This is a genomic window from Stenotrophomonas lacuserhaii, assembly GCF_039674585.1.
In the GTDB taxonomy this organism is placed as follows: Bacteria; Pseudomonadota; Gammaproteobacteria; order Xanthomonadales; family Xanthomonadaceae; genus Stenotrophomonas; species Stenotrophomonas pennii_A.
The window spans coordinates 1-23670 of record NZ_JBDJNU010000011.1 but is presented as its reverse complement, the minus strand read 5'-3'; the positions used below and the strand labels follow the sequence as shown (position 1 = coordinate 23670).

General features: G+C 63.7%; 34 protein-coding genes. 31 read left to right on the top strand and 3 right to left on the bottom strand.

Translation table 11 applies throughout. The features are described 5' to 3' along the window. Positions 1–6: 6 nt before the first annotated feature. From tuf to ABE522_RS06410, 31 genes are all read left to right on the top strand, one after another. Positions 7–1197 carry an elongation factor Tu gene (gene tuf / locus ABE522_RS06560; protein WP_101098575.1) on the top strand — a complete coding sequence of 397 codons (1191 nt, stop codon included), beginning with the start codon at positions 7–9 and terminating at the stop codon, positions 1195–1197. Between the two features lie 331 nt (positions 1198–1528). Continuing rightward, complete coding sequence (gene rpsJ, locus ABE522_RS06555; protein ID WP_010341589.1) at positions 1529–1840, top strand: 30S ribosomal protein S10; 312 nt, start codon at positions 1529–1531, stop codon at positions 1838–1840. Positions 1841–1851: 11 nt separating this feature from the next. Then, complete coding sequence (rplC, locus tag ABE522_RS06550; RefSeq protein ID WP_042614230.1) at positions 1852–2502, top strand: 50S ribosomal protein L3; 651 nt, start codon at positions 1852–1854, stop codon at positions 2500–2502. Between the two features lie 12 nt (positions 2503–2514). Continuing rightward, on the top strand, positions 2515–3120 hold the full coding sequence (rplD, locus tag ABE522_RS06545; protein ID WP_042614229.1) for a 50S ribosomal protein L4: 606 nt from the start codon (positions 2515–2517) through the stop codon (positions 3118–3120). Beyond that, positions 3117–3416, top strand: a complete 300-nt coding sequence (gene rplW / locus ABE522_RS06540) for a 50S ribosomal protein L23 (protein WP_042614228.1) — start codon at positions 3117–3119, stop codon at positions 3414–3416. The genes rplD and rplW overlap by 4 nt, the downstream gene beginning before the upstream one ends. A gap of 10 nt (positions 3417–3426) precedes the next feature. Beyond that, entirely contained in the window at positions 3427–4254 is an 828-nt protein-coding gene (gene rplB / locus ABE522_RS06535; protein ID WP_042614227.1) for a 50S ribosomal protein L2, read from the top strand. 6 nt (positions 4255–4260) lie between these two features. Continuing rightward, positions 4261–4530 (top strand): 30S ribosomal protein S19, encoded by a 270-nt coding sequence (rpsS, locus tag ABE522_RS06530; RefSeq protein WP_042614226.1) that lies wholly within the window; start codon positions 4261–4263, stop codon positions 4528–4530. A 12-nt stretch (positions 4531–4542) separates the two neighbouring features. Then, positions 4543–4878, top strand: a complete 336-nt coding sequence (rplV, locus tag ABE522_RS06525; RefSeq protein ID WP_017355410.1) for a 50S ribosomal protein L22 — start codon at positions 4543–4545, stop codon at positions 4876–4878. 17 nt (positions 4879–4895) lie between these two features. Then, positions 4896–5627, top strand: coding sequence for a 30S ribosomal protein S3 (rpsC, locus tag ABE522_RS06520; protein WP_042614225.1), 732 nt, complete (start codon positions 4896–4898; stop codon positions 5625–5627). Between the two features lie 5 nt (positions 5628–5632). Beyond that, positions 5633–6046 carry a 50S ribosomal protein L16 gene (gene rplP / locus ABE522_RS06515; protein WP_042614224.1) on the top strand — a complete coding sequence of 138 codons (414 nt, stop codon included), beginning with the start codon at positions 5633–5635 and terminating at the stop codon, positions 6044–6046. Further along, the gene (gene rpmC / locus ABE522_RS06510) at positions 6046–6231 is read left to right on the top strand and encodes a 50S ribosomal protein L29 (RefSeq protein WP_042614223.1); all 186 of its coding nucleotides are present in this window, start codon (positions 6046–6048) and stop codon (positions 6229–6231) included. The genes rplP and rpmC overlap by 1 nt, the downstream gene beginning before the upstream one ends. An 11-nt stretch (positions 6232–6242) precedes the next feature. Continuing rightward, positions 6243–6512 (top strand): 30S ribosomal protein S17, encoded by a 270-nt coding sequence (gene rpsQ, locus ABE522_RS06505; RefSeq protein ID WP_042614222.1) that lies wholly within the window; start codon positions 6243–6245, stop codon positions 6510–6512. 13 nt (positions 6513–6525) lie between these two features. Further along, positions 6526–6894 carry a 50S ribosomal protein L14 gene (gene rplN, locus ABE522_RS06500; protein WP_042614221.1) on the top strand — a complete coding sequence of 123 codons (369 nt, stop codon included), beginning with the start codon at positions 6526–6528 and terminating at the stop codon, positions 6892–6894. A gap of 16 nt (positions 6895–6910) precedes the next feature. Next, entirely contained in the window at positions 6911–7228 is a 318-nt protein-coding gene (gene rplX, locus ABE522_RS06495; RefSeq protein ID WP_042614220.1) for a 50S ribosomal protein L24, read from the top strand. Positions 7229–7238: 10 nt separating this feature from the next. Further along, complete coding sequence (gene rplE / locus ABE522_RS06490; RefSeq protein WP_042614219.1) at positions 7239–7781, top strand: 50S ribosomal protein L5; 543 nt, start codon at positions 7239–7241, stop codon at positions 7779–7781. A gap of 20 nt (positions 7782–7801) precedes the next feature. Next, positions 7802–8107: a 30S ribosomal protein S14 gene (gene rpsN, locus ABE522_RS06485; RefSeq protein ID WP_182342225.1), complete on the top strand. Its 306-nt coding sequence runs from the start codon at positions 7802–7804 to the stop codon at positions 8105–8107. A 224-nt stretch (positions 8108–8331) separates the two neighbouring features. Beyond that, a complete protein-coding gene (gene rpsH, locus ABE522_RS06480; protein WP_004145387.1) occupies positions 8332–8730 on the top strand; it encodes a 30S ribosomal protein S8 in 399 nt (132 codons plus the stop codon). Positions 8731–8747: 17 nt separating this feature from the next. Beyond that, positions 8748–9272 (top strand): 50S ribosomal protein L6, encoded by a 525-nt coding sequence (rplF, locus tag ABE522_RS06475; protein ID WP_346590999.1) that lies wholly within the window; start codon positions 8748–8750, stop codon positions 9270–9272. 80 nt (positions 9273–9352) lie between these two features. Next, positions 9353–9712 carry a 50S ribosomal protein L18 gene (rplR, locus tag ABE522_RS06470; protein ID WP_346591031.1) on the top strand — a complete coding sequence of 120 codons (360 nt, stop codon included), beginning with the start codon at positions 9353–9355 and terminating at the stop codon, positions 9710–9712. Positions 9713–9872: 160 nt separating this feature from the next. Then, positions 9873–10415, top strand: a complete 543-nt coding sequence (rpsE, locus tag ABE522_RS06465; RefSeq protein ID WP_042614215.1) for a 30S ribosomal protein S5 — start codon at positions 9873–9875, stop codon at positions 10413–10415. Beyond that, entirely contained in the window at positions 10408–10599 is a 192-nt protein-coding gene (gene rpmD / locus ABE522_RS06460; protein ID WP_042614214.1) for a 50S ribosomal protein L30, read from the top strand. The genes rpsE and rpmD overlap by 8 nt, the downstream gene beginning before the upstream one ends. A gap of 4 nt (positions 10600–10603) precedes the next feature. Beyond that, the gene (rplO, locus tag ABE522_RS06455; protein WP_042614213.1) at positions 10604–11047 is read left to right on the top strand and encodes a 50S ribosomal protein L15; all 444 of its coding nucleotides are present in this window, start codon (positions 10604–10606) and stop codon (positions 11045–11047) included. A 7-nt stretch (positions 11048–11054) separates the two neighbouring features. Further along, positions 11055–12422, top strand: coding sequence for a preprotein translocase subunit SecY (gene secY, locus ABE522_RS06450; protein WP_042614212.1), 1368 nt, complete (start codon positions 11055–11057; stop codon positions 12420–12422). A 361-nt stretch (positions 12423–12783) separates the two neighbouring features. Beyond that, positions 12784–13140 carry a 30S ribosomal protein S13 gene (rpsM, locus tag ABE522_RS06445; protein WP_042614233.1) on the top strand — a complete coding sequence of 119 codons (357 nt, stop codon included), beginning with the start codon at positions 12784–12786 and terminating at the stop codon, positions 13138–13140. An 11-nt stretch (positions 13141–13151) separates the two neighbouring features. Continuing rightward, positions 13152–13541, top strand: coding sequence for a 30S ribosomal protein S11 (gene rpsK, locus ABE522_RS06440; protein ID WP_042614211.1), 390 nt, complete (start codon positions 13152–13154; stop codon positions 13539–13541). A 14-nt stretch (positions 13542–13555) separates the two neighbouring features. Further along, complete coding sequence (gene rpsD, locus ABE522_RS06435; protein ID WP_042614210.1) at positions 13556–14185, top strand: 30S ribosomal protein S4; 630 nt, start codon at positions 13556–13558, stop codon at positions 14183–14185. A gap of 55 nt (positions 14186–14240) precedes the next feature. Continuing rightward, positions 14241–15239 carry a DNA-directed RNA polymerase subunit alpha gene (locus ABE522_RS06430; protein WP_042614209.1) on the top strand — a complete coding sequence of 333 codons (999 nt, stop codon included), beginning with the start codon at positions 14241–14243 and terminating at the stop codon, positions 15237–15239. Positions 15240–15425: 186 nt separating this feature from the next. After that, positions 15426–15812, top strand: coding sequence for a 50S ribosomal protein L17 (rplQ, locus tag ABE522_RS06425; protein ID WP_042614208.1), 387 nt, complete (start codon positions 15426–15428; stop codon positions 15810–15812). A gap of 152 nt (positions 15813–15964) precedes the next feature. Then, entirely contained in the window at positions 15965–16468 is a 504-nt protein-coding gene (locus ABE522_RS06420) for a disulfide bond formation protein B (RefSeq protein ID WP_042614207.1), read from the top strand. Between the two features lie 66 nt (positions 16469–16534). Next, a complete protein-coding gene (locus tag ABE522_RS06415; RefSeq protein WP_346590998.1) occupies positions 16535–17893 on the top strand; it encodes a class II 3-deoxy-7-phosphoheptulonate synthase in 1359 nt (452 codons plus the stop codon). Positions 17894–17991: 98 nt separating this feature from the next. Then, positions 17992–19110 (top strand): mechanosensitive ion channel family protein, encoded by a 1119-nt coding sequence (locus ABE522_RS06410; protein WP_346590997.1) that lies wholly within the window; start codon positions 17992–17994, stop codon positions 19108–19110. A 72-nt stretch (positions 19111–19182) separates the two neighbouring features. Here ABE522_RS06410 and ABE522_RS06405 read toward each other — a convergent pair whose 3' ends face one another. The 3 genes from ABE522_RS06405 to typA are packed head-to-tail and all read right to left on the bottom strand — an operon-like array spanning position 19183 to position 23161. Next, positions 19183–20796: an amidase gene (locus ABE522_RS06405; RefSeq protein ID WP_346590996.1), complete on the bottom strand. Its 1614-nt coding sequence runs from the start codon at positions 20794–20796 to the stop codon at positions 19183–19185. A gap of 41 nt (positions 20797–20837) precedes the next feature. Beyond that, entirely contained in the window at positions 20838–21305 is a 468-nt protein-coding gene (locus tag ABE522_RS06400; RefSeq protein WP_042614204.1) for a DUF2127 domain-containing protein, read from the bottom strand. Between the two features lie 8 nt (positions 21306–21313). After that, positions 21314–23161, bottom strand: coding sequence for a translational GTPase TypA (typA, locus tag ABE522_RS06395; protein WP_042614231.1), 1848 nt, complete (start codon positions 23159–23161; stop codon positions 21314–21316). Positions 23162–23670: the final 509 nt, after the last annotated feature.

The window sequence follows — 23670 nt, the reverse complement described above, 5'->3', positions numbered from 1 at the left end:
ATAGAAATGGCAAAGGGTAAGTTCGAGCGCACCAAGCCGCACGTCAACGTCGGCACCATCGGTCACGTCGATCACGGCAAGACCACGCTGACCGCCGCACTGACCAAGATCGGTGCCGAGCGCTTCGGTGGCGAGTTCAAGGATTACTCCGCGATCGACGCCGCGCCGGAAGAAAAGGCACGTGGCATCACGATCTCGACCGCACACGTCGAATACGAATCCACCGTTCGTCATTACGCCCACGTCGATTGCCCGGGCCATGCCGACTACGTCAAGAACATGATCACCGGTGCTGCGCAGATGGATGGCGCGATCCTGGTCTGTTCCGCTGCTGACGGCCCGATGCCGCAGACCCGCGAGCACATCCTGCTGTCGCGCCAGGTCGGCGTGCCGTACATCGTCGTGTTCCTGAACAAGGCCGACATGGTCGACGACGCCGAGCTGCTCGAGCTGGTCGAAATGGAAGTGCGCGAGCTGCTGAGCAAGTACGACTTCCCGGGCGACGACACCCCGATCATCGCCGGTTCGGCCCGCCTGGCGCTGGAAGGCGACCAGAGCGACATCGGCGTGCCGGCCGTGATCAAGCTGGTCGAAGCCCTGGACAGCTGGATTCCGCTGCCGGAGCGTGACGTCGACAAGCCGTTCCTGATGCCGGTGGAAGACGTGTTCTCGATCTCGGGCCGCGGCACCGTGGTGACCGGTCGTATCGAGCGCGGCGTGATCAAGGTCGGCGAAGAAATCGAAATCGTCGGTATCCGTGACACCGTCAAGACCACCGTCACCGGCGTGGAAATGTTCCGCAAGCTGCTCGACCAGGGTCAGGCAGGCGACAACGCCGGTCTGCTGCTGCGCGGCACCAAGCGTGACGACGTGCAGCGCGGTCAGGTCCTGTGCAAGCCGGGTTCGATCAAGCCGCACACCGAGTTCGAAGGCGAAGTGTACGTGCTGTCGAAGGATGAGGGCGGCCGTCACACCCCGTTCTTCAACGGCTACCGTCCGCAGTTCTACTTCCGCACCACCGACATCACCGGCGCTGCCAAGCTGCCGGAAGGTGTTGAAATGGTGATGCCGGGCGACAACGTGAAGATGGTTGTCACCCTGATCAACCCGGTCGCCATGGACGAAGGCCTGCGCTTCGCCATCCGCGAAGGCGGTCGTACCGTCGGCGCCGGCGTGGTCTCCAAGATCATCAAGTAATCTGTTAGACTCTGCACCCCGATGTTGCCTGGGTAGGGCATCGGGGTGCTTTTAAAAGGGAAAAGAAACACAGGATGTGTTTCGTGTTCCCCGGACCAGGATCGGTCGCGCCATTCAGGCTTTGTCAACACACTGTGTTGACAGGCTTTTTGTATGTGCGCTATGCTTCTACGTCTGGGCAGGCCGGGAAACCGACCTGCCTACGTTTTTGAGGTTAAGGGATTGACCTTGTCGGCCTGCAGGAGTGCGGGCCGTCTGTATTCAGGATATTCATGGGACATGGCAACCCAGAGGCCTTGTCCGTCGCTCTTTTAACGAAGGAACCCCCGTCATGGCGGACCAAAAGATCCGTATCCGGCTGAAGGCGTTCGATCATCGCTTGATCGACCGTTCGGCCAGCGAGATCGTAGAAACGGCAAAGCGGACCGGCGCGCAAGTGCGTGGCCCGATCCCGCTGCCGACCAAGATCGAACGCTACACCATCCTCGTCTCCCCGCACGTCGACAAAGACGCGCGTGACCAGTACGAGACCCGCACGCACAAGCGCGTGCTCGATATCGTTGATCCGAACGACAAGACCGTGGACGCGCTGATGAAGCTCGAACTGGCTGCCGGCGTCGACGTTCAGATCAAGCTGACCTGAGGACTACGACCATGACGAAGAAATATTCGTTGGGCTTCGTGGGCCGCAAGGCTGGCATGAGCCGCGTTTTCACTGAAGATGGCCAGTCCATCCCGGTGACCCTGATCGAAGCTTCCCCGAACCGCATCGCGCAGATCAAGACCGTCGAAACCGACGGCTACAGCGCCGTGCAGGTGACCGTCGGCGCACGTCGTGCTGCCCTGGTCAACAAGCCGGAAGCCGGCCACTTCGCCAAGGCGAAGGTCGAAGCCGGTCGTGGCCTGTGGGAATTCCGCGTTGAAGACGCGCAGCTCGGCGATTTCGCCGTTGGCGGCGAAGTCAAGGCGGACATCTTCGAAGTCGGCCAGATCGTCGACGTCCAGGGTGTCACCAAGGGCAAGGGCTTCCAGGGCACCATCAAGCGCTACAACTTCCGCATGGGTGACGCTACCCACGGCAACTCGCTGTCGCATCGCGCGCCGGGTTCGCTGGGTCAGCGCCAGACGCCCGGCCGCGTGTTCCCGGGCAAGAAGATGTCCGGTCACATGGGTTCGGTGCAGCAGAGCACCCAGAACCTGGAAGTTGTCAAGGTCGACGTCGAGCGCGGTCTGATCGCAGTTCGCGGCGCCGTTCCTGGCGCGGCGGGTGGCGACGTGATCGTCCGTCCGGCGAGCAAGGCATAAGGAGAGATGACGATGGAACTCGTTATCACGGGTAGCAACAACAAGGTCTCGGTCTCCGAAGCCGTGTTCGGTCGCGATTTCAGCGAAGATCTGGTTCACCAGGTCGTCGTCGCCTATCGCAACGCCGGTCGCGCCGGTACCAAGGCTCAGAAGACTCGTTCTGAAGTGGCTGGCACCACCAAGAAGTCGAAGAAGCAGAAGGGCGGCGGTGCGCGTCATGGCGCGCTGACGGCTCCGATCTTCGTCGGCGGTGGCGTCACCTTCGCGGCCAAGCCGCGCAGCTTCGAGCAGAAGGTCAACCGTAAGCAGTACCGTGCCGCCATGTGCGCGATCCTGTCCGAGCTGAACCGCCAGGGCCGTTTGACGATCGTGGAGGCCTTCGATGTCGAAGCGACCAACACCAAGTCGTTGATCGCCAAGCTGGCCGGCCTGGAAGTGGGCAAGCGCCCGCTGATCGTCACTGAAGATGCATCCGAGCACCTGTACCTGTCGGCCCGCAACATTCCCTACGTGGAAGTGCGTGACGTGCAGGGCCTGGACCCGGTGTCGCTGGTCGGTGCCGATACGGTCATCATTACCGCTGACGCGGTCAAGAAGGTCGAGGAGTGGCTGGCATGAGCAGCAACGAGAAAATCTTCAGCGTGCTGCGCGCTCCGCGAGTCTCTGAAAAGACCGCGCGCCTGCAGGAACTTTCCAACCAGTATGTCTTCGAGATTTCGAACGAAGCCACCAAGGCCGATGTAAAGGCCGCGGTAGAGCAGCTGTTCGACGTCAAGGTCGAGGCCGTCAACGTGCTGAACGTCAAGGGCAAGAACAAGTCCTTCCGTAACCGCGCTGGCCGCCGTGGCGATTGGCGCAAGGCGTACGTGCGCCTGGCCGATGGCCAGTCCATCGATGTAACGGCCAAGGCCTGAGGTCCATCCCATGCCATTGATGAAATTCAAGCCCACTTCCCCCGGCCGCCGTTCGGCCGTGCGCGTGGTTACGCCCGATCTGCACAAGGGCGCACCGCACGCAGCGTTGCTGGAGCCGCAGAGCAAGTCCGGTGGTCGTAACCACCACGGTCGCATCACCACGCGTCACGTCGGTGGTGGTCACAAGCAGCATTACCGCGTCATCGATTTCAAGCGCAACAAGGAAGGCATTCCGGCGCGCGTGGAACGGATTGAATACGATCCGAACCGCACCGCCCATATCGCCCTGCTGTGCTACGTCGACGGTGAGCGTCGCTACATCATCGCACCGAAGGGCCTGAAGGCCGGTGACCAGGTGATCGCGGGCTCCGATGCGCCGATCAAGGCAGGCAACACGCTGCCGCTGCGCAACATCCCGGTCGGTACCACCATCCACGGCATCGAACTGAAGCCGGGCAAGGGTGCACAGATCGCTCGTGCCGCCGGCGCCGCCGTGCAGCTCGTTGCTCGTGAAGGCATCTACGCCACCCTGCGCCTGCGCTCGGGTGAAATGCGCAAGGTGCCGGTCGAGTGCCGCGCCACCATCGGTGAAGTCGGTAACGACGAGCACAACCTGGAAAAGCTGGGCAAGGCTGGCGCCAAGCGCTGGCGCGGTGTCCGCCCGACCGTTCGTGGTGCTGCCATGAACCCGGTTGACCATCCGCACGGCGGTGGTGAGGCGAAGGCCGGCCAGGGTAATCCGCATCCGGTCACCCCGTGGGGTGTCCCGACCAAGGGTTACAAGACGCGCCACAACAAGCGCACTCAGCAGTTCATCGTCCGCGATCGTAGGGGCTAATCGACCATGGCACGTTCACTCAAGAAAGGCCCGTTTGTCGATCACCACCTGGTTGCTAAGGTGGCTGCCGCTGCGGGTAGCAAGCGTCCGATCAAGACCTGGTCGCGTCGTTCGATGATCCTGCCTGACATGGTAGGCGTCACCATTGCCGTGCATAACGGCAAGAACCACATCCCGGTTCTCATCAACGAGAACATGGTCGGCCACAAGCTCGGCGAATTTGCCATCACCCGGACCTTCAAGGGTCACGGTGGTGACAAGAAGTCCGGCAAGTAAGGAGAGATGACAATGGAAGCGAAAGCCATTTTGCGCTCCGCACGCATCTCTGCGCAGAAAGCACGCCTGGTCGCTGACCAGGTGCGCGGCCTGCCTGCCGAGCGTGCGGTCAACCTGCTGAAGTTCTCGGACAAGAAGGCTGCCCACCTGATCAAGAAGGTGGTGGAGTCGGCTATTGCAAATGCCGAGAACAACCAGGGCGCTGACGTCGACGAGCTGAAGGTCCAGACCATCATGGTAGATGAAGGTCCGACCCTGAAGCGTTTCATGGCGCGGGCGAAAGGCCGCGGTACCCGCATCCTCAAGCGCACCAGCCACATCACTGTGGTTGTGGGCGCCGGCAAGTAAGCGGAAAGGAAAAGACCATGGGTCATAAAGTTCATCCGATTGGTATCCGCCTCGGTATTTCCAAGGATTGGAACTCCAAGTGGTACGCCAACAAGGCCGAGTTCGCTGGTTACCTGGCGGCCGACCTGAAGGTGCGGGAAATGCTGCGCAAGAAGCTCGCGCAGGCCGGCATCAGCAAGATCCTGATCGAGCGTCCGGCCAAGACCGCTCGCGTGACGATCCACACCGCCCGTCCGGGCGTGGTGATCGGCAAGCGCGGTGAGGACATCGAGAAGCTGCGCAAGGAAGTGAGCGAAATGATGGGCGTCCCGGCGCACATCAACGTCACCGAAGTGCGCAAGCCCGAGCTGGACGCCCAGCTGGTTGCCGAGTCCATCGCGCAGCAGCTTGAGCGTCGCATCATGTTCCGCCGTGCAATGAAGCGCTCGGTCGGCAACGCGATGCGCCTCGGTGCCCTGGGCATCAAGGTCAACGTCGGTGGCCGCCTCAACGGTGCGGAAATCGCCCGTTCGGAGTGGTACCGCGAAGGCCGCGTGCCGCTGCACACGCTGCGTGCCGACATCGACTATGGCTTCGCTGAAGCCAAGACGACCTACGGCATCATCGGCATCAAGGTCTGGATCTACAAGGGCGAAGTCTTCGATTTCTCCCAGGTTGGCCAGGAAAAGCAGGACGATTCCCCGCGCAACGATCGTAACGATCGCGGCGACCGCGGTGACCGTCAGCGCCCGGCTCGTGAAGCGAGGTAACGACAATGTTGCAACCCAAGCGAACCAAATACCGCAAGGTACATAAGGGTCGTAACGACGGCCTGAGCTGGAGCGCCAACGCTGTCAGCTTCGGCGAGTACGGCCTGAAGGCAACCGCCCACGGTCAGCTGACCGCGCGTCAGATCGAAGCGGCCCGCCGCTCGATCAGCCGCTACGTCAAGCGCGGTGGCAAGATGTGGATCCGTGTGTTCCCCGACAAGCCCATCACCAAGAAGCCCATCGAAGTTCGAATGGGTTCGGGTAAGGGCAACGTGGAATACTGGGTGGCCCAGATCCAGCCCGGCCGCATGATCTATGAAATCGAGGGTGTAACCGAAGACGTGGCACGCGAGGCGTTCCGCCTGGCCGCCGCCAAGCTTTCGGTCACCACCACTTTCGTAACCCGGACGGTGCGCTGATGGACCTCAAACAACTCCGTGAAAAGTCGGCTGACGAACTGAAGGCCCACCTGATCGACCTGCGTAAGGAACAGTTCTCTGTCCGTATGCAGCAGGTCACCGGCCAGCTGCCGAAGACTCACGATATCCGCCGGGTCCGGCGCGAGATTGCTCGCACCAAGACCCTGCTCGGCAGCATCAAGTAAGGATGGCCGCTATGAGCGACAATACTGAAAACAAAGCGCTGCGCACGGTCGAAGGCCGTGTCGTCAGCAACAAGATGGACAAGACGGTCACCATCCTGGTGGAACGCCAGGTCAAGCACCCGCTGTACGGCAAGTACATCAAGCGCTCGACCAAGCTGCACGCCCACGATGCCGACAATGCCTGCAACGAAGGCGATGTCGTGCGCGTGACCGAGATTGCTCCGATGTCCAAGACCAAGAACTGGCGCGTGGTGGAAGTCATCACGCGTGCGGCTGAATAAGGAGATCTGACTCATGATCCAGATGCAGAGCTACCTTGACGCCGCGGACAACTCCGGTGCCAAGGAACTGATGTGCATCAAGGTGCTTGGCGGTTCCAAGCGCCGTTATGCCCACATCGGTGACATCATCAAGGTCACCGTGAAGGATGCGATTCCGCGCGGCAAGGTCAAGAAGGGCGAAGTCTACGACGCCGTTGTTGTCCGTACCCGCAAGGGTGTTCGTCGTCCGGACGGTTCGCTGATCCGCTTCGACGGCAACGCGGCTGTCCTGCTGAACAACAAGCAGGAGCCGATCGGCACCCGTATCTTCGGACCGGTGACGCGTGAACTTCGTTCCGAGAAGTTCATGAAGATCGTCTCGCTCGCTCCCGAAGTGCTGTGAGCGACAGGAGATAATCATGGCTAACCGTATCAAGAAGGGCGACCAGGTTGTCGTCACCGCTGGCAAGGACAAGGGCAAGCAGGGCGAAATCGTCCGCGTCGACGGCGACCGTGTGGTCGTCGCCAACGTGAACATCGTCAAGCGCCACACCAAGCCGAATCCGCAGGCAGGCGTTGCCGGCGGCGTGGTCGAGCGTGAAGCGTCGATCCATATCTCCAACGTAAGCGTCGTCAACCCGGCAACGGGCAAGGGCGAGCGCGTTGGCTTCAAGGTGCTGGAGGATGGACGCAAACTGCGTGTGTTCCGCTCCAGCGGTGAGGCGCTCGACGCCTGAGGATGCGCTGATGAATACCCGTCTCGAAAAGTTTTACAAGGAAGAAGTAGTCCCGGCGCTGATGAAGCAGTTCGGCTACAAGAATCCGATGGAAGTGCCGAAGCTGGTCAAAGTCACCCTGAACATGGGTGTCGGTGAAGCAGCGACCAACAAGAAGATCCTGGAAAACGCCGTCGGCGACATGACCAAGATTTCCGGCCAGAAGCCGGTTGTCACCAAGTCGCGTGTGTCGGTTGCGTCGTTCAAGATCCGCGATGGTTGGCCGATCGGCTGCAAGACCACGCTGCGCCGTGAAAAGATGTACGAGTTCATGGACCGCCTGATCAACATCTCGCTGCCGCGCGTGCGCGACTTCCGTGGTGTTTCCGGTCGTTCCTTTGACGGTCGCGGCAACTTCAACATGGGTGTGAAGGAACAGATCATCTTCCCGGAAATCGACTTCGACGCTGTCGACGCGATCCGCGGCATGGATATCGCCATCACCACCACGGCGAAGACCGATGCGGAAGCGAAGGCGCTGCTGGCAGCGTTCAAGTTCCCGTTCCGTAACTGATACGTCGAGGAATATCCGAAATGGCAAAGACCTCCATGGTCAACCGCGACATCAAGCGGAAGAAGCTGGCTGAGAAGTTCGCTGACAAGCGCGCTGCCCTGAAGAAGATCGTGTCCTCCCCGGACGCGTCTTACGACGAGAAGATCGAAGCCTCCACCAAGTTGTCGAAGCTGCCGCGCGATTCGTCGCCGAGCCGCCACCGCAACCGTTGCGAACTGTCTGGCCGCCCGCGTGGCGTGTACAGCAAGTTCGGCCTGGGCCGCAACAAGCTCCGCGAAGCCACCATGCGTGGTGACGTCCCGGGCCTGCGCAAGGCCAGCTGGTAACAGCTGACCGCCTTGCCTGAACAGGGCAGGGCGGATCCAGGGGAGGCAAGTTCAGCTGCCCTCCAGAAAAAACCAGGGAGCCCGACGCAAGTCGGGCTCTTTTGGCGTATACTCCCGCGTCTCGCTCTGCGCCTGTCGTGGGGGAGTAACAGGGTCCTGGCCCATTCCAGGAACAAAGACAGAATTCGCGAAAGCGGATATCGGTGCACTCAAAGGTACTCATAATGAGCATGACTGATCCCATCGCCGACCTGCTGGTCCGCATCAAGAATGCGGCAGCGGTTGGCAAGCAGACGGTGAAAGCCCCGTCGTCCAAGATCAAGGTTGCGATCGCCCAGGTCCTGAAGGACGAGGGTTACATCACCGACCTGCGCGTTACCGCGCTCGAGAACAACAAGTCCGAGCTGGAAATCGTGCTGAAGTATTTCGAAGGCAAGCCGGTCATCGCGACCCTGAAGCGCTTCTCGCGTTCGGGCCTGCGCCAGTACCGTGGCAAGAGCGAACTGCCGAAGGTCATGAACGGCCTGGGCATCTCCATCATTTCCACCTCCAAGGGCATCATGACTGATGCGCAGGCGCGCCAGTTGGGCGTCGGCGGCGAAGTCCTGTGCTTCGTGGCCTAAGGCGAAAGGAGTAAGACATGTCCCGTGTAGCCAAGAAGCCGATCGACCTGGGTAAGGTCGAACTGAACGTCCAGAACGACAACGTCACCGCCAAGGGCCCGAAGGGCACCCTGTCGCTGGCCAAGCCGGCTGGTATCGCAATCAATGTCGAGAACGGCGTTGCCACCCTGAGCACCGAAGACGCAGCCCTCGTGCCGCTGACCGGTACCGTCCGCGCGATCCTGGCCAACATGGTCAAGGGCGTCACCGAAGGCTTCGAGCGCAAGCTGGAGCTGGTCGGCGTCGGTTACCGTGCGTCGATGCAGGGCAAGGACCTGAGCCTGGCGCTCGGTTTCTCGCACCCGGTGCTGTACGTGGCGCCGGAAGGCATCACCATCTCCACCCCGACCCAGACCGAGATCCTGGTCCAGGGCGCGGACAAGCAGGTCGTCGGTGAAGTCGCCGCCAAGATCCGTGCGTTCCGCAAGCCGGAACCGTACAAGGGCAAGGGCGTGAAGTACTCCGACGAAGTCATCATTCGCAAGGAAGCCAAGAAGGCGTAAGCGCCAGTCCCTCGCAAGAGCCCGCACCTCCGTGTGCGGACTCCCCAGGGAGAAGCCTGACCTTCAGCTTTCCAGGACAAATAATCATGAACAAGAACATCGCCCGTCTGCGTCGTGCCAAGTCGACCCGCGCCCACATCCGTGTGCTCGGCGTCGCCCGTCTGTCGGTGCTGCGCACCGGTCAGCACCTGTACGCGCAGGTCTTCACTGCCGACGGCTCGAAGGTGCTGGCTGCCGCCAACACCACCCAGGCCGACGTCAAGGATGGCCTGAAGAATGGCAAGAACGCCGACGCCGCCGCCAAGGTGGGTCGTATCGTTGCCGAGCGCGCCAAGGCCGCTGGCATCGAGAAGGTTGCCTTCGACCGTTCGGGTTACCGTTACCACGGCCGCATCAAGGCCCTGGCTGACGCTGCCCGCGAAGCCGGCCTGCAGTTCTAAGGGACAAGGAAAGGAGCCTGCGGGCTCCTTTCCGCCTGCTCGCCGGCCAGAGGGTGGCCGGACGCTGTCGTTCTTCTGCAACGACATGACGGAACAACGCTCCACTCCACAACCATAAGCGGCCCTGAGCCGTACATACCCAATCAACCAAGGAATAGAAATGGCAGAAGAACGTCAGCAGCGGGGTCGCGATCGCGACCGTAACCGCGAAGAGAAAGTCGACGACGGCATGATCGAGAAGCTGGTCGCGGTCAACCGCGTCAGCAAGACCGTCAAGGGCGGTCGCCAGTTCACCTTCACCGCACTGACCGTGGTCGGCGATGGCGAAGGCAAGGTCGGTTTCGGTTATGGCAAGGCGCGTGAAGTGCCGGTCGCCATCCAGAAGTCGATGGAACAGGCCCGCAAGAACCAGGTCACCGTCGATCTGAACAACGGCACCCTGTGGCACACGGTCAAGGACGGTCACGGCGCAGCCCGTGTGTTCATGCAGCCGGCCTCGGAAGGTACCGGCGTGATCGCCGGCGGCGCCATGCGTGCCGTGCTGGAAGCCGTTGGCGTGAAGAACGTGCTGGCCAAGGCCACCGGCTCGCGCAACCCGATCAACCTGGTGCGTGCCACCGTGAAGGGCCTGGCTGCCACGCAGTCGCCGGCCCGCATCGCGGCCAAGCGCGGCAAGAAGGTAGAGGATCTGAACCATGGCTAATGAAACCGGCAAGACCGTCAAGGTGCGCCTGGTGCGCGGCCTTCGTGGTTCCCAGTCGCTGCACCGCCTGTCGGTCCGCGCCCTGGGCCTGAGCAAGCTCAACGATGTGCGTGAACTGAAGGACAGCCCGCAGGTTCGCGGCCTGATCAACAAGGTTCACTACCTCGTCAAGGTTGAGGAATAATCCAATGACCATGCATCTGAATGACCTGAGCCCGGCACCGGGCGCCCGTACCGCACGCACCCGCGTCGGTCGTGGCATCGGCTCCGGCCTGGGCAAGACCTGCGGCCGCGGCCACAAGGGTTCGTTCGCCCGCAAGGGTGGCGGCAAGATCAAGGCCGGCTTCGAAGGCGGCCAGACCCCCATGCAGCGTCGTCTGCCGAAGATCGGCTTCAATTCGCCGATCGCCAAGGACACCGCTGAAGTGCTGCTGTACCAGCTGGACAAGCTGCCGGCCGGCGAGATCACCTTCGCCATCCTGCGTGAAGCCAAGCTGGTCCCGAGCATTGCCAAGCGGGCCAAGATCGTCGTCAAGGGCGAACTGACCAAGGCGTACACCCTGAAGGGCATCGTTGCCACGGCTGGTGCCAAGGCTGCGATCGAAGCTGCCGGCGGCAGCGTAACGGAGTAATAGCATCATGGCGCAAGCTGGCATCGGTAACCTCGCGGGTGGAATGGGCAAGTTCACTGAACTTCGCCAACGTCTGCTGTTCGTGGTCGGGGCTTTGATCGTCTATCGGATCGGCTGCTATGTGCCGGTCCCGGGCGTCAATCCCGATGCCATGCTTGCCATGATGGAACAGCAGGGCGGCGGCATCGTGGACATGTTCAACATGTTCTCGGGCGGCGCCCTGCACCGTTTTTCGATCTTCGCGCTGAACGTCATGCCGTACATTTCGGCATCGATCGTGATGCAGCTGGCGGTCCACATCTTCCCGGCGCTGAAGGCGCTGCAGAAGGAAGGTGAGTCCGGACGCCGCAAGATCACCCAGTATTCCCGCATCGGCGCCGTGTTGCTGGCGGTGGTGCAGGGCGGCAGCATCGCGCTGGCGCTGCAGAACCAGGTCTCGCCGGGTGGCGCGGCCGTGGTGTATGCGCCGGGCATGGGCTTCGTGCTCACGGCCATCATCGCGCTGACCGCCGGTACGATCTTCCTGATGTGGGTCGGCGAGCAGGTCACCGAGCGCGGTATCGGCAACGGTGTGTCGCTGATCATCTTCGCCGGCATCGTCGCCGGCCTGCCGGGCGCGATCATCCACACCTTCGACGCCTACCGCGACGGCAACATCCAGTTCATCCAGCTGCTGCTGATCGCGCTGGTGGTGCTGGCCTTCACCTTCTTCGTGGTGTTCGTCGAACGCGGCCAGCGCCGCATCACGGTGAACTACGCACGTCGCCAGGGTGGCCGCAACGCGTACATGAACCAGACCTCGTTCCTGCCGCTGAAGCTCAACATGGCCGGCGTGATCCCCGCGATCTTCGCCTCCAGCCTGCTGGCCTTCCCGGCAACGCTGGCGATGTGGTCCGGCCAGGCCGCCAACCAGAGCACCACCGGTCAGTGGCTGCAGAAGATCGCCAATGCGCTGGGCCCGGGCGAGCCGCTGCACATGATCGTGTTCGCTGGCCTGATCACTGGTTTCGCGTTCTTCTATACCGCGCTGGTGTTCAACTCGCAGGAAACCGCCGACAACCTGAAGAAGTCGGGCGCGCTGATCCCGGGCATCCGTCCGGGCAAGGCGACCGCTGATTACATCGACGGCGTGCTGACCCGCCTGACCGCAGCCGGTTCGGCCTACCTGGTGATCGTCTGCCTGCTGCCGGAACTGATGCGCACGCAGCTGAATGCTTCGTTCTACTTCGGCGGCACCTCGCTGCTGATCGTGGTGGTGGTGGTGATGGACTTCATCGCCCAGGTGCAGGCGCACCTGATGTCGCACCAGTACGAGAGCCTGCTGAAGAAGGCAAACCTGAAGGGCGGCAACCGCGGCGGTTTTGCGCGCGGCTGATCTCCCTGTTACACTATCGTCTTCCTGATGTGATGGTCCTCCGCTTCGCGGACCCGGCTATCCAAAGAAGGGCGGCCCCCGCAGCGGTTCCGGGTGGGGGTGAGATCTGGTGGTCCTGCGCAGGAGTAGCGCGGGCGGCCACGGCAGCAATCCCCCGGGATTGCCGTCGCGACCAACCTGATCCGGCGCCGGAGCCTGGGCACACTCCCCGGGCCAAGGTTCATGAAGCCTTCGTGGTTTCACGGACTTTCCAGTAAACCGGAACCTGCTTGTTTGTTGGTTAACATTTTTGATCCATCCTGCCGGATTTGCGCGCCTTCACGGTGCGCTGTCGGCCATCACTCAGCTGGAGAACCGCGTCATGGCGCGTATTGCAGGCGTCAACCTGCCAGCCCAGAAGCATGTCTGGGTCGGGTTGCAAAGCATTTACGGCATCGGCCGTACCCGTTCGAAGAAGGTCTGCGAAGTCGCAGGCGTTGCTTCGACCACCAAGATCCGCGATCTGTCGGAGCCGGAAATCGAGCGTCTTCGTTCGGAAGTCGGCAAGTACATCGTTGAAGGTGATCTGCGCCGTGAAATCGGCATCGCGATCAAGCGCCTGATGGACCTGGGCTGCTACCGCGGTCTGCGTCATCGTCGCGGTCTCCCGCTGCGTGGCCAGCGTACCCGTACCAACGCCCGCACCCGCAAGGGTCCGCGCAAGGCGATCAGGAAGTAAGGGACACATAAATGGCTAAGCCCGCTGCTAAGACCAAGAAGAAGATCAAGCGCGTCATCACTGATGGCGTTGCCCACGTCCACGCTTCTTTCAACAACACCATCGTGACCATCACCGACCGCCAGGGTAATGCCCTGTCGTGGGCGACCTCCGGTGGCGCCGGCTTCCGCGGTTCGCGCAAGTCGACCCCGTTCGCTGCCCAGGTTGCCGCCGAAAAGGCCGGCCGTGCTGCGCTCGACTACGGCGTGAAGTCGCTGGAAGTCCGCATCAAGGGCCCGGGTCCGGGTCGTGAGTCCGCCGTTCGTTCGCTGAACAACGTCGGTTACAAGATCACCAACATCATCGACGTGACGCCAATCCCGCACAACGGGTGCCGTCCGCCGAAGAAGCGTCGCGTCTAAGGGAGCGATAAGAAATGGCTCGTTATATCGGTCCTACCTGTAAGCTCGCCCGCCGCGAAGGCGCCGACCTTTCCCTCAAGAGCCCGGCGCGTGCGCTGGACTCCAAGTGCAAGCTGGAGCAGAAGCCCGGCCAGCACGGCGCCACTGCCCGCAAGGGTAAGCTGTCCGACTACGCCACCCAGCTGCGTGAAAAGCAGAAGGTCAAGCGTATCTACGGCCTGCTGGAGCGTCAGTTCCGCAACTACTACAAGAAGGCCTCGACCAAGAAGGGCAACACCGGCGAGAACCTGCTGCAGCTGCTGGAAACCCGTCTGGACAACGTCGTCTATCGCATGGGCTTCGCTGTGACCCGTCCGGCTGCGCGTCAGCTGGTCTCGCACCGCGGTGTCACCGTCAACGGCAAGTCGGTCAACCTGGCTTCGTACCAGATCAAGGCCGGCGACGCGGTTGCACTGTCCGAAAAGGCTGCCAAGCAGCTGCGCGTTCAGGAAGCCCTGACCGTTTCGGCCACGCACGACATGCGTCCGTCGTGGATTGAAGTGGATTCCGGCAAGTTCGCCGGCGTCTTCAAGGCGGTTCCGGATCGTTCGGACCTGCCTGCAGACATCAATGAAGCGCTGATCGTCGAGCTGTATTCGAAGTAATTCACATTGGAGAGCCCCCGGCGACGGCCGGGGGTTCACTAGGAGAACCCGCAACATGACGGTTACCGCCAACCAGGTTCTGCGTCCTCGTGGCCCGCAGATCGAACGCCTTACCGACACACGCGCCAAGGTCGTTATCGAACCCTTGGAGCGTGGTTATGGGCACACGCTGGGCAACGCCCTGCGTCGCGTCCTGCTGTCGTCCATCCCGGGCTTCGCGATCACGGAAGTCGAAATCGACGGCGTGTTGCATGAGTACACCACGGTCGAAGGCCTGCAGGAGGACGTGCTTGAAGTCCTGCTCAACCTGAAGGACGTGGCCATCCGTATGCATACCGGCGACAGCGCCACCCTGTCCCTGTCCAAGCAGGGTCCGGGCGTCGTTACCGCTGCCGACATCAAGGTCGATCACAACGTGGAGGTCCTCAACGGCGACCACGTGATCTGCAACCTGACCAAGGATACGGCAGTCAACATGCGTCTGAAGATCGAACGTGGTTTCGGCTACCAGCCGGCTGCCGCGCGTCGTCGTCCGGACGAAGAAACCCGTGCCATCGGCCGCCTGGTCCTGGATGCCTCGTTCTCGCCGGTCCGCCGTGTCGCCTATGCCGTGGAAGCGGCACGTGTCGAACAGCGCACCGACCTGGACAAGCTGGTCATCGATATCGAGACCAACGGCACCATCGACGCCGAAGAAGCCGTGCGCACCGCCGCCGACATCCTCAGCGACCAGCTGTCGGTGTTTGGTGACTTCACCCACCGCGACCGCGGTGCGGCCAAGCCGGCCAACAACGGCGTGGATCCGGTGCTGCTGCGCCCGATCGACGACCTGGAGCTGACCGTGCGTTCGGCCAACTGCCTGAAGGCGGAAAGCATCTATTACATCGGCGATCTGATCCAGAAGACCGAAGTGGAGCTGCTGAAGACCCCGAACCTGGGCAAGAAGTCGCTCACCGAAATCAAGGAAGTGCTGGCCCAGCGTGGCCTGTCACTCGGCATGAAGCTGGAGAACTGGCCGCCGGCCGGTGTCGCCAGCCACGGCATGCTGGGCTGATACCTGCTTCTGCAGTACGGCGAAAGGCTCCACCGGCGACGGTGGGGCCTTCGCACAAACCGACGGACGAAACGTCCGCGGACAGGCCGACCAGGACGGGCGGCCAGGACCATCCGCAGTCCGAATTCAGCGCCATGACGGCGACAACGATCCCCAAAGCCTCAATCTTGCAAAGGAATCACCACCATGCGTCACCAGAAATCCGGCCGTAAGTTCAGCCGCACCAGCGCCCACCGCGAAGCGATGTTCAAGAACATGGCTGCCTCGCTGTTCAAGCACGAGCTGATCAAGACCACCCTGCCGAAGGCCAAGGAACTGCGCCGCGTCGCCGAGCCGCTGATCACCCTGGCCAAGGTCGACTCCGTCGCCAACCGTCGCCTGGCCTTCGCCCGCCTGCGTGACAACGAAGCTGTCGGCAACCTGTTCACCATCCTCGGCCCGCGTTACGCGTCGCGTCCGGGTGGCTACCTGCGCCTGCTGAAGTGCGGTTTCCGCGCCGGCGACAATGCGCCGATGGCCTACGTCGAGCTGGTCGACCGTCCGGCTGCCGTTGCCGAGGAAGTGGCCGAGTAATCGGACCGTTTCCTGATTTTCCGTCAGAAGCCCGGCCTCGTGCCGGGCTTTTGCGTTGGCAGGCGGCGATATTCCGACCGGCGCGGCGCGCGGCGGTTCGAACGGCGGCGCCGGTCGGTTACCCTTGGCACCTGCCTGGCTAGAGTCGCCCTATGAATCCGTTCCGTTGGCCGTTCCGCGCCCAGTTCCTGCTGGGTTTCCTGATCTGTGCGGGTCTGCTCGGCTACGCCATCTTCCTGCAGTTGCAGATGGGGCTGGAGCCGTGCCCGTTGTGCATTTTCCAGCGCATCGCCTTCGCCGCGCTGGGCCTGCTGTTCCTGATCGGTGCGCTGCACGGGCCGTCCAACCGCCCCGGCCGGGTCACCTACGGGGTACTGGCCTTCATTGCCGCCGGCGTGGGCATCGGCATCGCCGCACGGCACGTGTACGTGCAGATGATCCCGCCGGAGTTCGGCGCCACCTGCGGCCCGCCGCTGGCCTTCCTGAGCGAAACCATGGGGCCCTTCGAAGTGTTCCGCACGGTGCTTACCGGCACCGGCAACTGCGGCAACATCGACTGGACCTTCCTGGGCCTGACGATGCCGATGTGGTCGCTGGCGTGGTTCGCTCTGCTGGCGGCCTGGGCGTTGCTGGTATCGTTTCGCCGCACGCGCTGATCGTGCCTGCTGTAGTTGTTCCGCCGGGCATGGCTCGGCGCTACCCTGAACGTTCTGGAGTTCGCCATGTCGTCCGTTGATTCCCTGCCCACCGTCGACTGGTCACCGGACAGCTGGCGCGGCAGGACCGCACTGCAGATGCCCACCTACCCGGATCCAGTGGCGCTGGATGCCGCACTGCATGAGCTGAAGCGGCTGCCGCCGCTGGTGACCTCGTGGGAGATCGTCGCACTGAAGCAGCAGCTGGCCGACGCCCAGGAAGGGCGCCGTTTCCTGCTGCAGGGCGGTGACTGCGCGGAGAACTTCAGCGACTGCGAGTCGGGCATGATCTCCAACCGGCTCAAGGTGCTGCTGCAGATGAGCTTGGTGCTGGTGCACGGCCTGCGCAAGCCGGTGATCCGGGTCGGGCGCTTCGCCGGCCAGTACGCCAAGCCGCGTTCTGCCGATACCGAAACGCGCGACGGGGTGACCCTGCCGAGCTACCGCGGCGATGTGATCAACGCGCCGGCGTTCACCGAGGCGGCCCGCCTGCCTGATCCGAAGCGGATGCTGCAGGCGCATGCGCATTCGGCGATGACGATGAACTTCGTGCGCGCGCTCATCGACGGCGGCTTCGCCGACCTGCACCACCCGGAATACTGGAACCTGGAGTGGGTGCGGCATTCGCCGCTGGCCGTGGAGTACCAGAAGATGGTGACCTCGATCGAAGATTCGATCGGCTTCATGGAAACCATCTCCGGCTCGCGCGTGCACAACCTCAAGCGCGTCGATTTCTACACCTCGCACGAGGCGCTGCTGCTGCCCTACGAGCAGGGCCTGACCCGCCAGGTGCCGCGCCAGCAGGGCTGGCTGAACCTGAGCACGCACTACCCGTGGATCGGCATGCGTACGGCGGCGCTGGACGGTGCCCACGTGGAGTACCTGCGTGGCGTACGCAACCCGATCGCGATCAAGGTCGGTCCGTCGGTGCAGCCGGACCAGTTGCTGCGGTTGATGGACGTGTTGAATCCGCAGGACGAACCGGGTCGCCTCAGCTTCATCCACCGCATGGGCGCGGCGCAGATCGCCGACAAGCTGCCGCCGCTGCTGGATGCGGTGAAGCGCGACGGGCGTCGCGTGCTGTGGGTCTGCGATGCGATGCATGGCAATACCGAAAGCACCGGCAACGGCTACAAGACGCGTCGCTTCGACAACATCCGCGGTGAGGTGGAGCTGTCCTTCGACCTGCATGCCGCGGCGGGCACGCGACTGGGTGGCGTCCACCTGGAGATGACCGGCGAGGATGTCACCGAGTGCACCGGCGGCGCACGCGAGCTCACCGAACGCGACCTGGAACGAGCGTATCGATCCAGCGTGGATCCGCGACTGAACTACGAGCAGTCGCTGGAAATCGCAATGGCGATCGTGCGCAAGCAGGCGGGCTGACCCCTGACGCTGACCCCCTGTTTACGAACGGCTGACGCCGCGATCATGGCCTTTGCGACACGCTGATCCTTTGACGTGGTGGCGGAGGTGCAAGGGTGATGCAGTGGGAACAGGTGCAGGCTTACGTGGTACCGCTGGGCATCGCACTGGTGGTCGGTGCGCTGGGCGCATGGGTCATCCTGGCGCTGTATCGTCGCCTGGCCGGCAGGGACCGGCGGCGCGCACGTATCGGCCGGATGCTGGGTCCGCCGCTGGCGCTGGCGTTCCCGTTGTTCCTGATGGTTCCGGCGCTGGAAGCCACGCCCCTGCACGGTGGCTGGCTGGTACAGGCACAGCGCGTCGCCCACATCGGCTTGACCGCCTGCTTCATCTGGCTGCTGGTGCGCGCGGTCGCCGCCGGTGAAAAAGCCATCCTGCGCAACCATCCCATCGAAGTCGCCGACAACCTCGAAGCCCGTCGCATCCAGACCCAGACCCGCGTCCTCAGCCGCGTGCTCATGGGCGGCATCATCATCCTGGGCGCGTCGCTGGTGCTGCTGCAGTTCGAGATGGTGGCCAAGATCGGCTCGGCGCTGCTGGCTTCGGCAGGCCTGATCGGCCTGGTCGCCGGTATTGCCGCCAAGCCGGTGTTCGGCAACCTGATCGCCGGCATGCAGATCGCGGTGACCCAGCCGATCCGGCTGGATGACGTGGTGATCGTGGAAGGGGAGTGGGGGCGCATCGAGGAGATCGGCAGCAGCTACGTCGTGGTCCGCATCTGGGACGAACGACGGATGGTGGTGCCGCTGACCTGGTTCATCGAAAACCCGTTCCAGAACTGGACCCGGCGCAGCGCCGACCTGCTGGGTACCGCCTTCCTGTGGCTGGACTACCGCGCGCCGATTCCCGCGATACGGGCAGAGCTTGAGCGCATCTGCAAGGACGCCCCGCTATGGGATGGCCGGGTCTGCGTCACCCAGGTCACCGAGACCACCGAACACACCCTGCAGGTGCGCCTGCTGGTCAGTGCGCGCAACTCCGGCGACGCCTTCGACCTGCGCTGCCTGGTGCGTGAACGCATGCTGGATTTCCTCGCGCGTGAGCACCCGCAGGCGTTGCCGCGGCTGCGCGCGCAGATGGAAGAGGGCGCCGACATGCCGCGTCACCGGGTGGCGGCGCCGCCCGAAACGGATGTCCGTTCTCCCGGTGCGGAAGATGGCGAGCCGGCCGTGGGGTAGCGCCGAGCCATGCTCGGCGGCCGCACCCGGGTAGCGCCGAGCCATGCTCGGCGGAATGTCGACGAGCCAGGCTTACAACGGCGGCGGACGGCGCGCCATGGTCCGCTGTTCGTAGGCATAGCCCAGTTCGATCAGGCGCGGTTCGGTCCAGGCGGTGCCCATGAACAGCAGCCCCACCGGCAGGCCATCCACGTGGCCCATCGGCACGCTCAGACTGGGGTAGCCGGCAACGGCGGCGGCACTGTAGCTGCCGCCGGGGAAGGCATCGCCGCCGCTGCGGGTGATCGGCCATGCGGTACCGGTGGTCGGCGCCACCAGGGCATCCAGCTGGTGGGCGCGCAGCAAGGCATCGATGCCTTGTTCACCGGCCAAACGCCGCGCCTGGCTGCGCGCCTGGATATAGCCTGCATCGCCCAGCGTGCCCGCCTGTGCCGACGCTTCCAGCAGTTCCTGGCCGAACAGCGGCAGTTCCTGGGCGGCGTGTTCCCTGTTGAAGGCGATGAGTTGGGGCAGCGTGCGCAGCGGCGCCTTCCAGCGACGCAGATAGCGTTCCAGGCCGGCCTTGAACTCGAAGCGCAGCACGGTCTGCTCGGCCTCGGCCCACTGCGTCTCGTCCAGCGCCGGCACCCTCACCACCGTCGCGCCGGCCCGGCGCAGTTCGTCCACCGCATGCTGCATCAGCGGGCCGATGCCGGGGCGCTGGGTCAGTGGGCTGTCCAGCACGCCGATGCGGGCGCCGCGCAGGCCATCGGGATTCAGCCGCGCGGTGTAGTCGTACACCGCGCGTCCCGGCAGGGTGGCGGTAGCCGGGTCGGCATCATCACGTCCGGCGATGGCCGTCAGCACTGCGGCGGCATCGGCCACCGTGCGGGTGATCGGCCCTGGCGTGTCCTGGCTGAAGGAGATCGGGACGATGCCATCCCGGCTGACCAGGCCCACGGTGGGCTTCAGGCCGACCACGCCGTTGACGGCGGCAGGACAGACGATGCTGCCATCGGTTTCGGTGCCGATGGACACGGCGGCCAGATTGGCGGACACCGCCACCGCGCTGCCACTGCTGGAGCCGCAGGGGCTGTAGCCGGGCCGATACGGGTTGCGGGTCTGGCCGCCGCGTGCGCTCCAGCCGGAGGGGGAGTCCTCGCCCCGGTAATTCGCCCATTCACTCAGGTTGCCCTTGCCGAGGATCACCGCGCCGGCCTCGCGCAGGCGACGCACCAGGAAGGCGTCCGGCGGGCGGAAACCGGCCAGGGCCAGCGAACCGGCCGTGGTGCTCATGGGCGCGGCGTTGATGTTGTCCTTCAGCAGCACCGGGATGCCATGCAGGGGGCCGCGCAGGCGGCCGCTGCGGCGCTCCTGGTCGCGTTCGCCGGCCTCCTTCAGCGCATCCGGGTTGAGTTCGATGACCGCACGCAGGCGCGGTCCCGTGCGGTCCAGCGTAGCGATCCGTTCCAGATAGGCGCCGGTGAGGGTGCGGCTGGTCAGCTCCCCGGCCAGCATGCGTGCCTGCAGGTCGGCGACTTCGGCTTCGGCATAGGCGAAAGGCGCCGCAGCCGCAGCCGCAGCCGCAGGATGCGCCGTGGGCGTTCGTGACGGCGCTGCCGACAGGCCGCCCGGGCACGCCAACAGCACCGCGGCGAGCACGGTGGACAGGCGGAAACAGGGTTGCAGCTTCGGGACGATGCGCATGAGGGGCGGCTTGGTCACCGGCCCAGTGTATCGCGGGGTCGTCAGGGTTTGCGCTTGAGGATGTCGCGCGCCAGCACGTAGACCACCAGCAGGTTGATCACCAGCACGGTCCAGGAGGCCCAGCCGGGATGGCGGGCAATGGCGTACACATCGAAGGGCAGGTAGATGCCGGCTGACACGCAGCCCAGCCACGACGCCCAGGCCTTGGCGCGCCACAGGCCCCAGGCTTCCACCAGGTGCAGCACCGCATAGGCGAGCATCGCCGCCGCCGCCAGGTGCACCGCGTCGGGACTGATCATGTTGAGCAGCGAGGGCAGGGCGCCGTGATCCGGGTCCAGGCTGAAACGCCGGATCAGGGCACTGATTCCATCGCGCAGTGGCTGCGGACCGAGCAGTTCCAGCCCGGTCGCCGCCAGCAGTGCAAGCACCGCCTTGCCCGTTTCGAGCAGGGCGATGACATGCAGCCCCGGATGCCGTTTCGGATCCGGGTTGTAGGCGGTCTGGCTCACGTGCCGGCTCAGCCGCCGCGCGAGGCCTTCTTGCGATCGCTTTCGGTCAGCCCCTTCTTGCGCAGGCGGATTTCCTTCGGCGTGATCTCGACCAGCTCGTCGTCTTCGATGAAGTCCAGGGCCTGCTCCAGCGAGTACTTGATCGCCGGGGTCAGCTGGATCGCATCGTCCTTGCCGGAAGCGCGCATGTTGGTCAGCGGCTTGGTCTTGATCGCGTTGACGGTCAGGTCGTTGTCCTTGGAGTGGATACCGATCAGCTGGCCTTCGTACACGTTGTCGCCTTCGGCAGCGAACAGCTTGCCGCGTTCCTGCAGCGGTCCCAGCGAGTAGGCGGGGGTGGCGCCCGGCGCATTGGCGATCATCACGCCGTTCTGGCGCTTGGCGATGCTGCCCTGTTCCTTGGGACCGTAATGGTCGAAGACGTGGAACAGCAGGCCCGAGCCCTGGGTCAGGGTCTTGAACTCGTTCTGGAAGCCGATCAGGCCACGCGCCGGGATCTGGTATTCCAGGCGCACGCGGCCCTTGCCGTCCGGCTCCATGTTCTTCAGCTGGCCCTTGCGGGTGCCCAGCTTTTCCATGACGCCGCCCTGGTGCTGTTCTTCGATGTCCACCACCAGCTGTTCGATCGGCTCCATGGCCTGGCCGTCGATCTGCTTGATGATCACTTCCGGGCGCGACACGGCCAGCTCGTAGCCTTCGCGACGCATGTTCTCGATCAGCACCGACAGGTGCAGCTCGCCACGGCCGGAGACCAGGAACTTGTCGGCGTCTTCCAGCTGTTCCACCTTCAGGGCCACGTTGTGGACCTGTTCGCGGTCCAGGCGGTCCTTGATCTGGCGGCTGGTCAGGAACTTGCCACCGGACAGGTCCTTGTTGCCGGCGAACGGCGAATTGTTGACCTGGAAGGTCATCGAGATCGTCGGTTCATCGACGGTCAGCGCCGGCAGCGCTTCCGGGGTATCCGGATGGCACAGGGTGTCGGAGATGGTCAGCTCGGCGATGCCGGAGATGGCGACGATGTCGCCGGCTTCGGCGGTGTCCTGCTCGATGCGCTCCAGGCCCAGGAAGCCCAGCACCTGGGCGACCTTGCCGTTGCGCTTCTTGCCTTCACGGTCGATCACCGCGACCTGCATGTTCTTCTTCAGGGTGCCGCGCTGGATGCGGCCGATGCCGATCACGCCCACGAAGTTGTTGTAGTCCAGCTGGCTGATGCGCATCTGGAACGGGCCGTCCGGATCCACTTCCGGCTTCGGCGCGTGCTGCATGATGGCTTCGTACAGCGGGGTCATGTCGCCGTCGCGGACGCTGTCTTCCAGGCCGGCATAGCCGTTCAGGGCCGAGGCGTAGACGATCGGGAAATCGAGCTGCTCATTGGTGGCGCCGAGCTTGTCGAACAGGTCGAAGACCTGGTCGATCACCCAGTCCGGACGCGAGCCCGGACGGTCGACCTTGTTCACCACGACGATCGGCTTGAAGCCCATCGCGAAGGCCTTCTGGGTCACGAAGCGGGTCTGCGGCATCGGGCCGTCCATCGCGTCGACGAGGATCAGCACGGTGTCGACCATCGACAGCACGCGCTCCACTTCGCCGCCGAAGTCGGCGTGTCCGGGGGTATCGACGATGTTGATCCGGTTCTTGATACCGGTCTTCTTGTCTTCCCAGGTGATGGCCGTGTTCTTGGCCAGGATGGTGATGCCGCGTTCCTTTTCCTGGTCGTTGCTGTCCATCACGCGCTCGGCGAGGACGGTACGCTCGGACAGGGTGCCGGACTGCTTCAGCAGCTGATCGACCAGGGTGGTCTTACCATGGTCGACGTGCGCGACGATGGCGATGTTGCGAAGATTTTCGATGGACATGCGAAAGGGGGCCAGTCGGCGCCGGATTTGGAAAAAGAAGTCCATCATCATACCGCGATCTGGCCGTTTCGCGAAAACCTTGTTTCAGGCGCGGGCAGATGCCCATTCAGGTGGAAGCGCAGCGCCTTCGTTTCCACGGTGGGGCGGGGTCGGGGCAGGCCACACAGGACACGCCGTGAACCCTTCCATGGGGGCTTCAGTTCGGCTCCTGCCTCACAGAGTCCTGTGTGGCCTGCCCCGACCCCGCCTGCGAGTCCCCGTGCCCGGCGGCAGGACCCCTGCCACGGTCGACCGCCTTTGCCCTTGCTCTTCCTTCCCCCACAGCAGCGGCCATCTGTCTGGCGGGGTGGGAGGGGGCGGTGCGGGGCCGTTAGAGCCGCATGGATGCGGCGACGAGCCTACAGGGAGGTATTCACGGCGTGGCCCCCCCCCCCCCCCCCCCCCACCCCCCCCCCCACAAAAACAAACCCCCACCGAAAACAAACAAGAAAGTGAAACCCCGCCCCCGA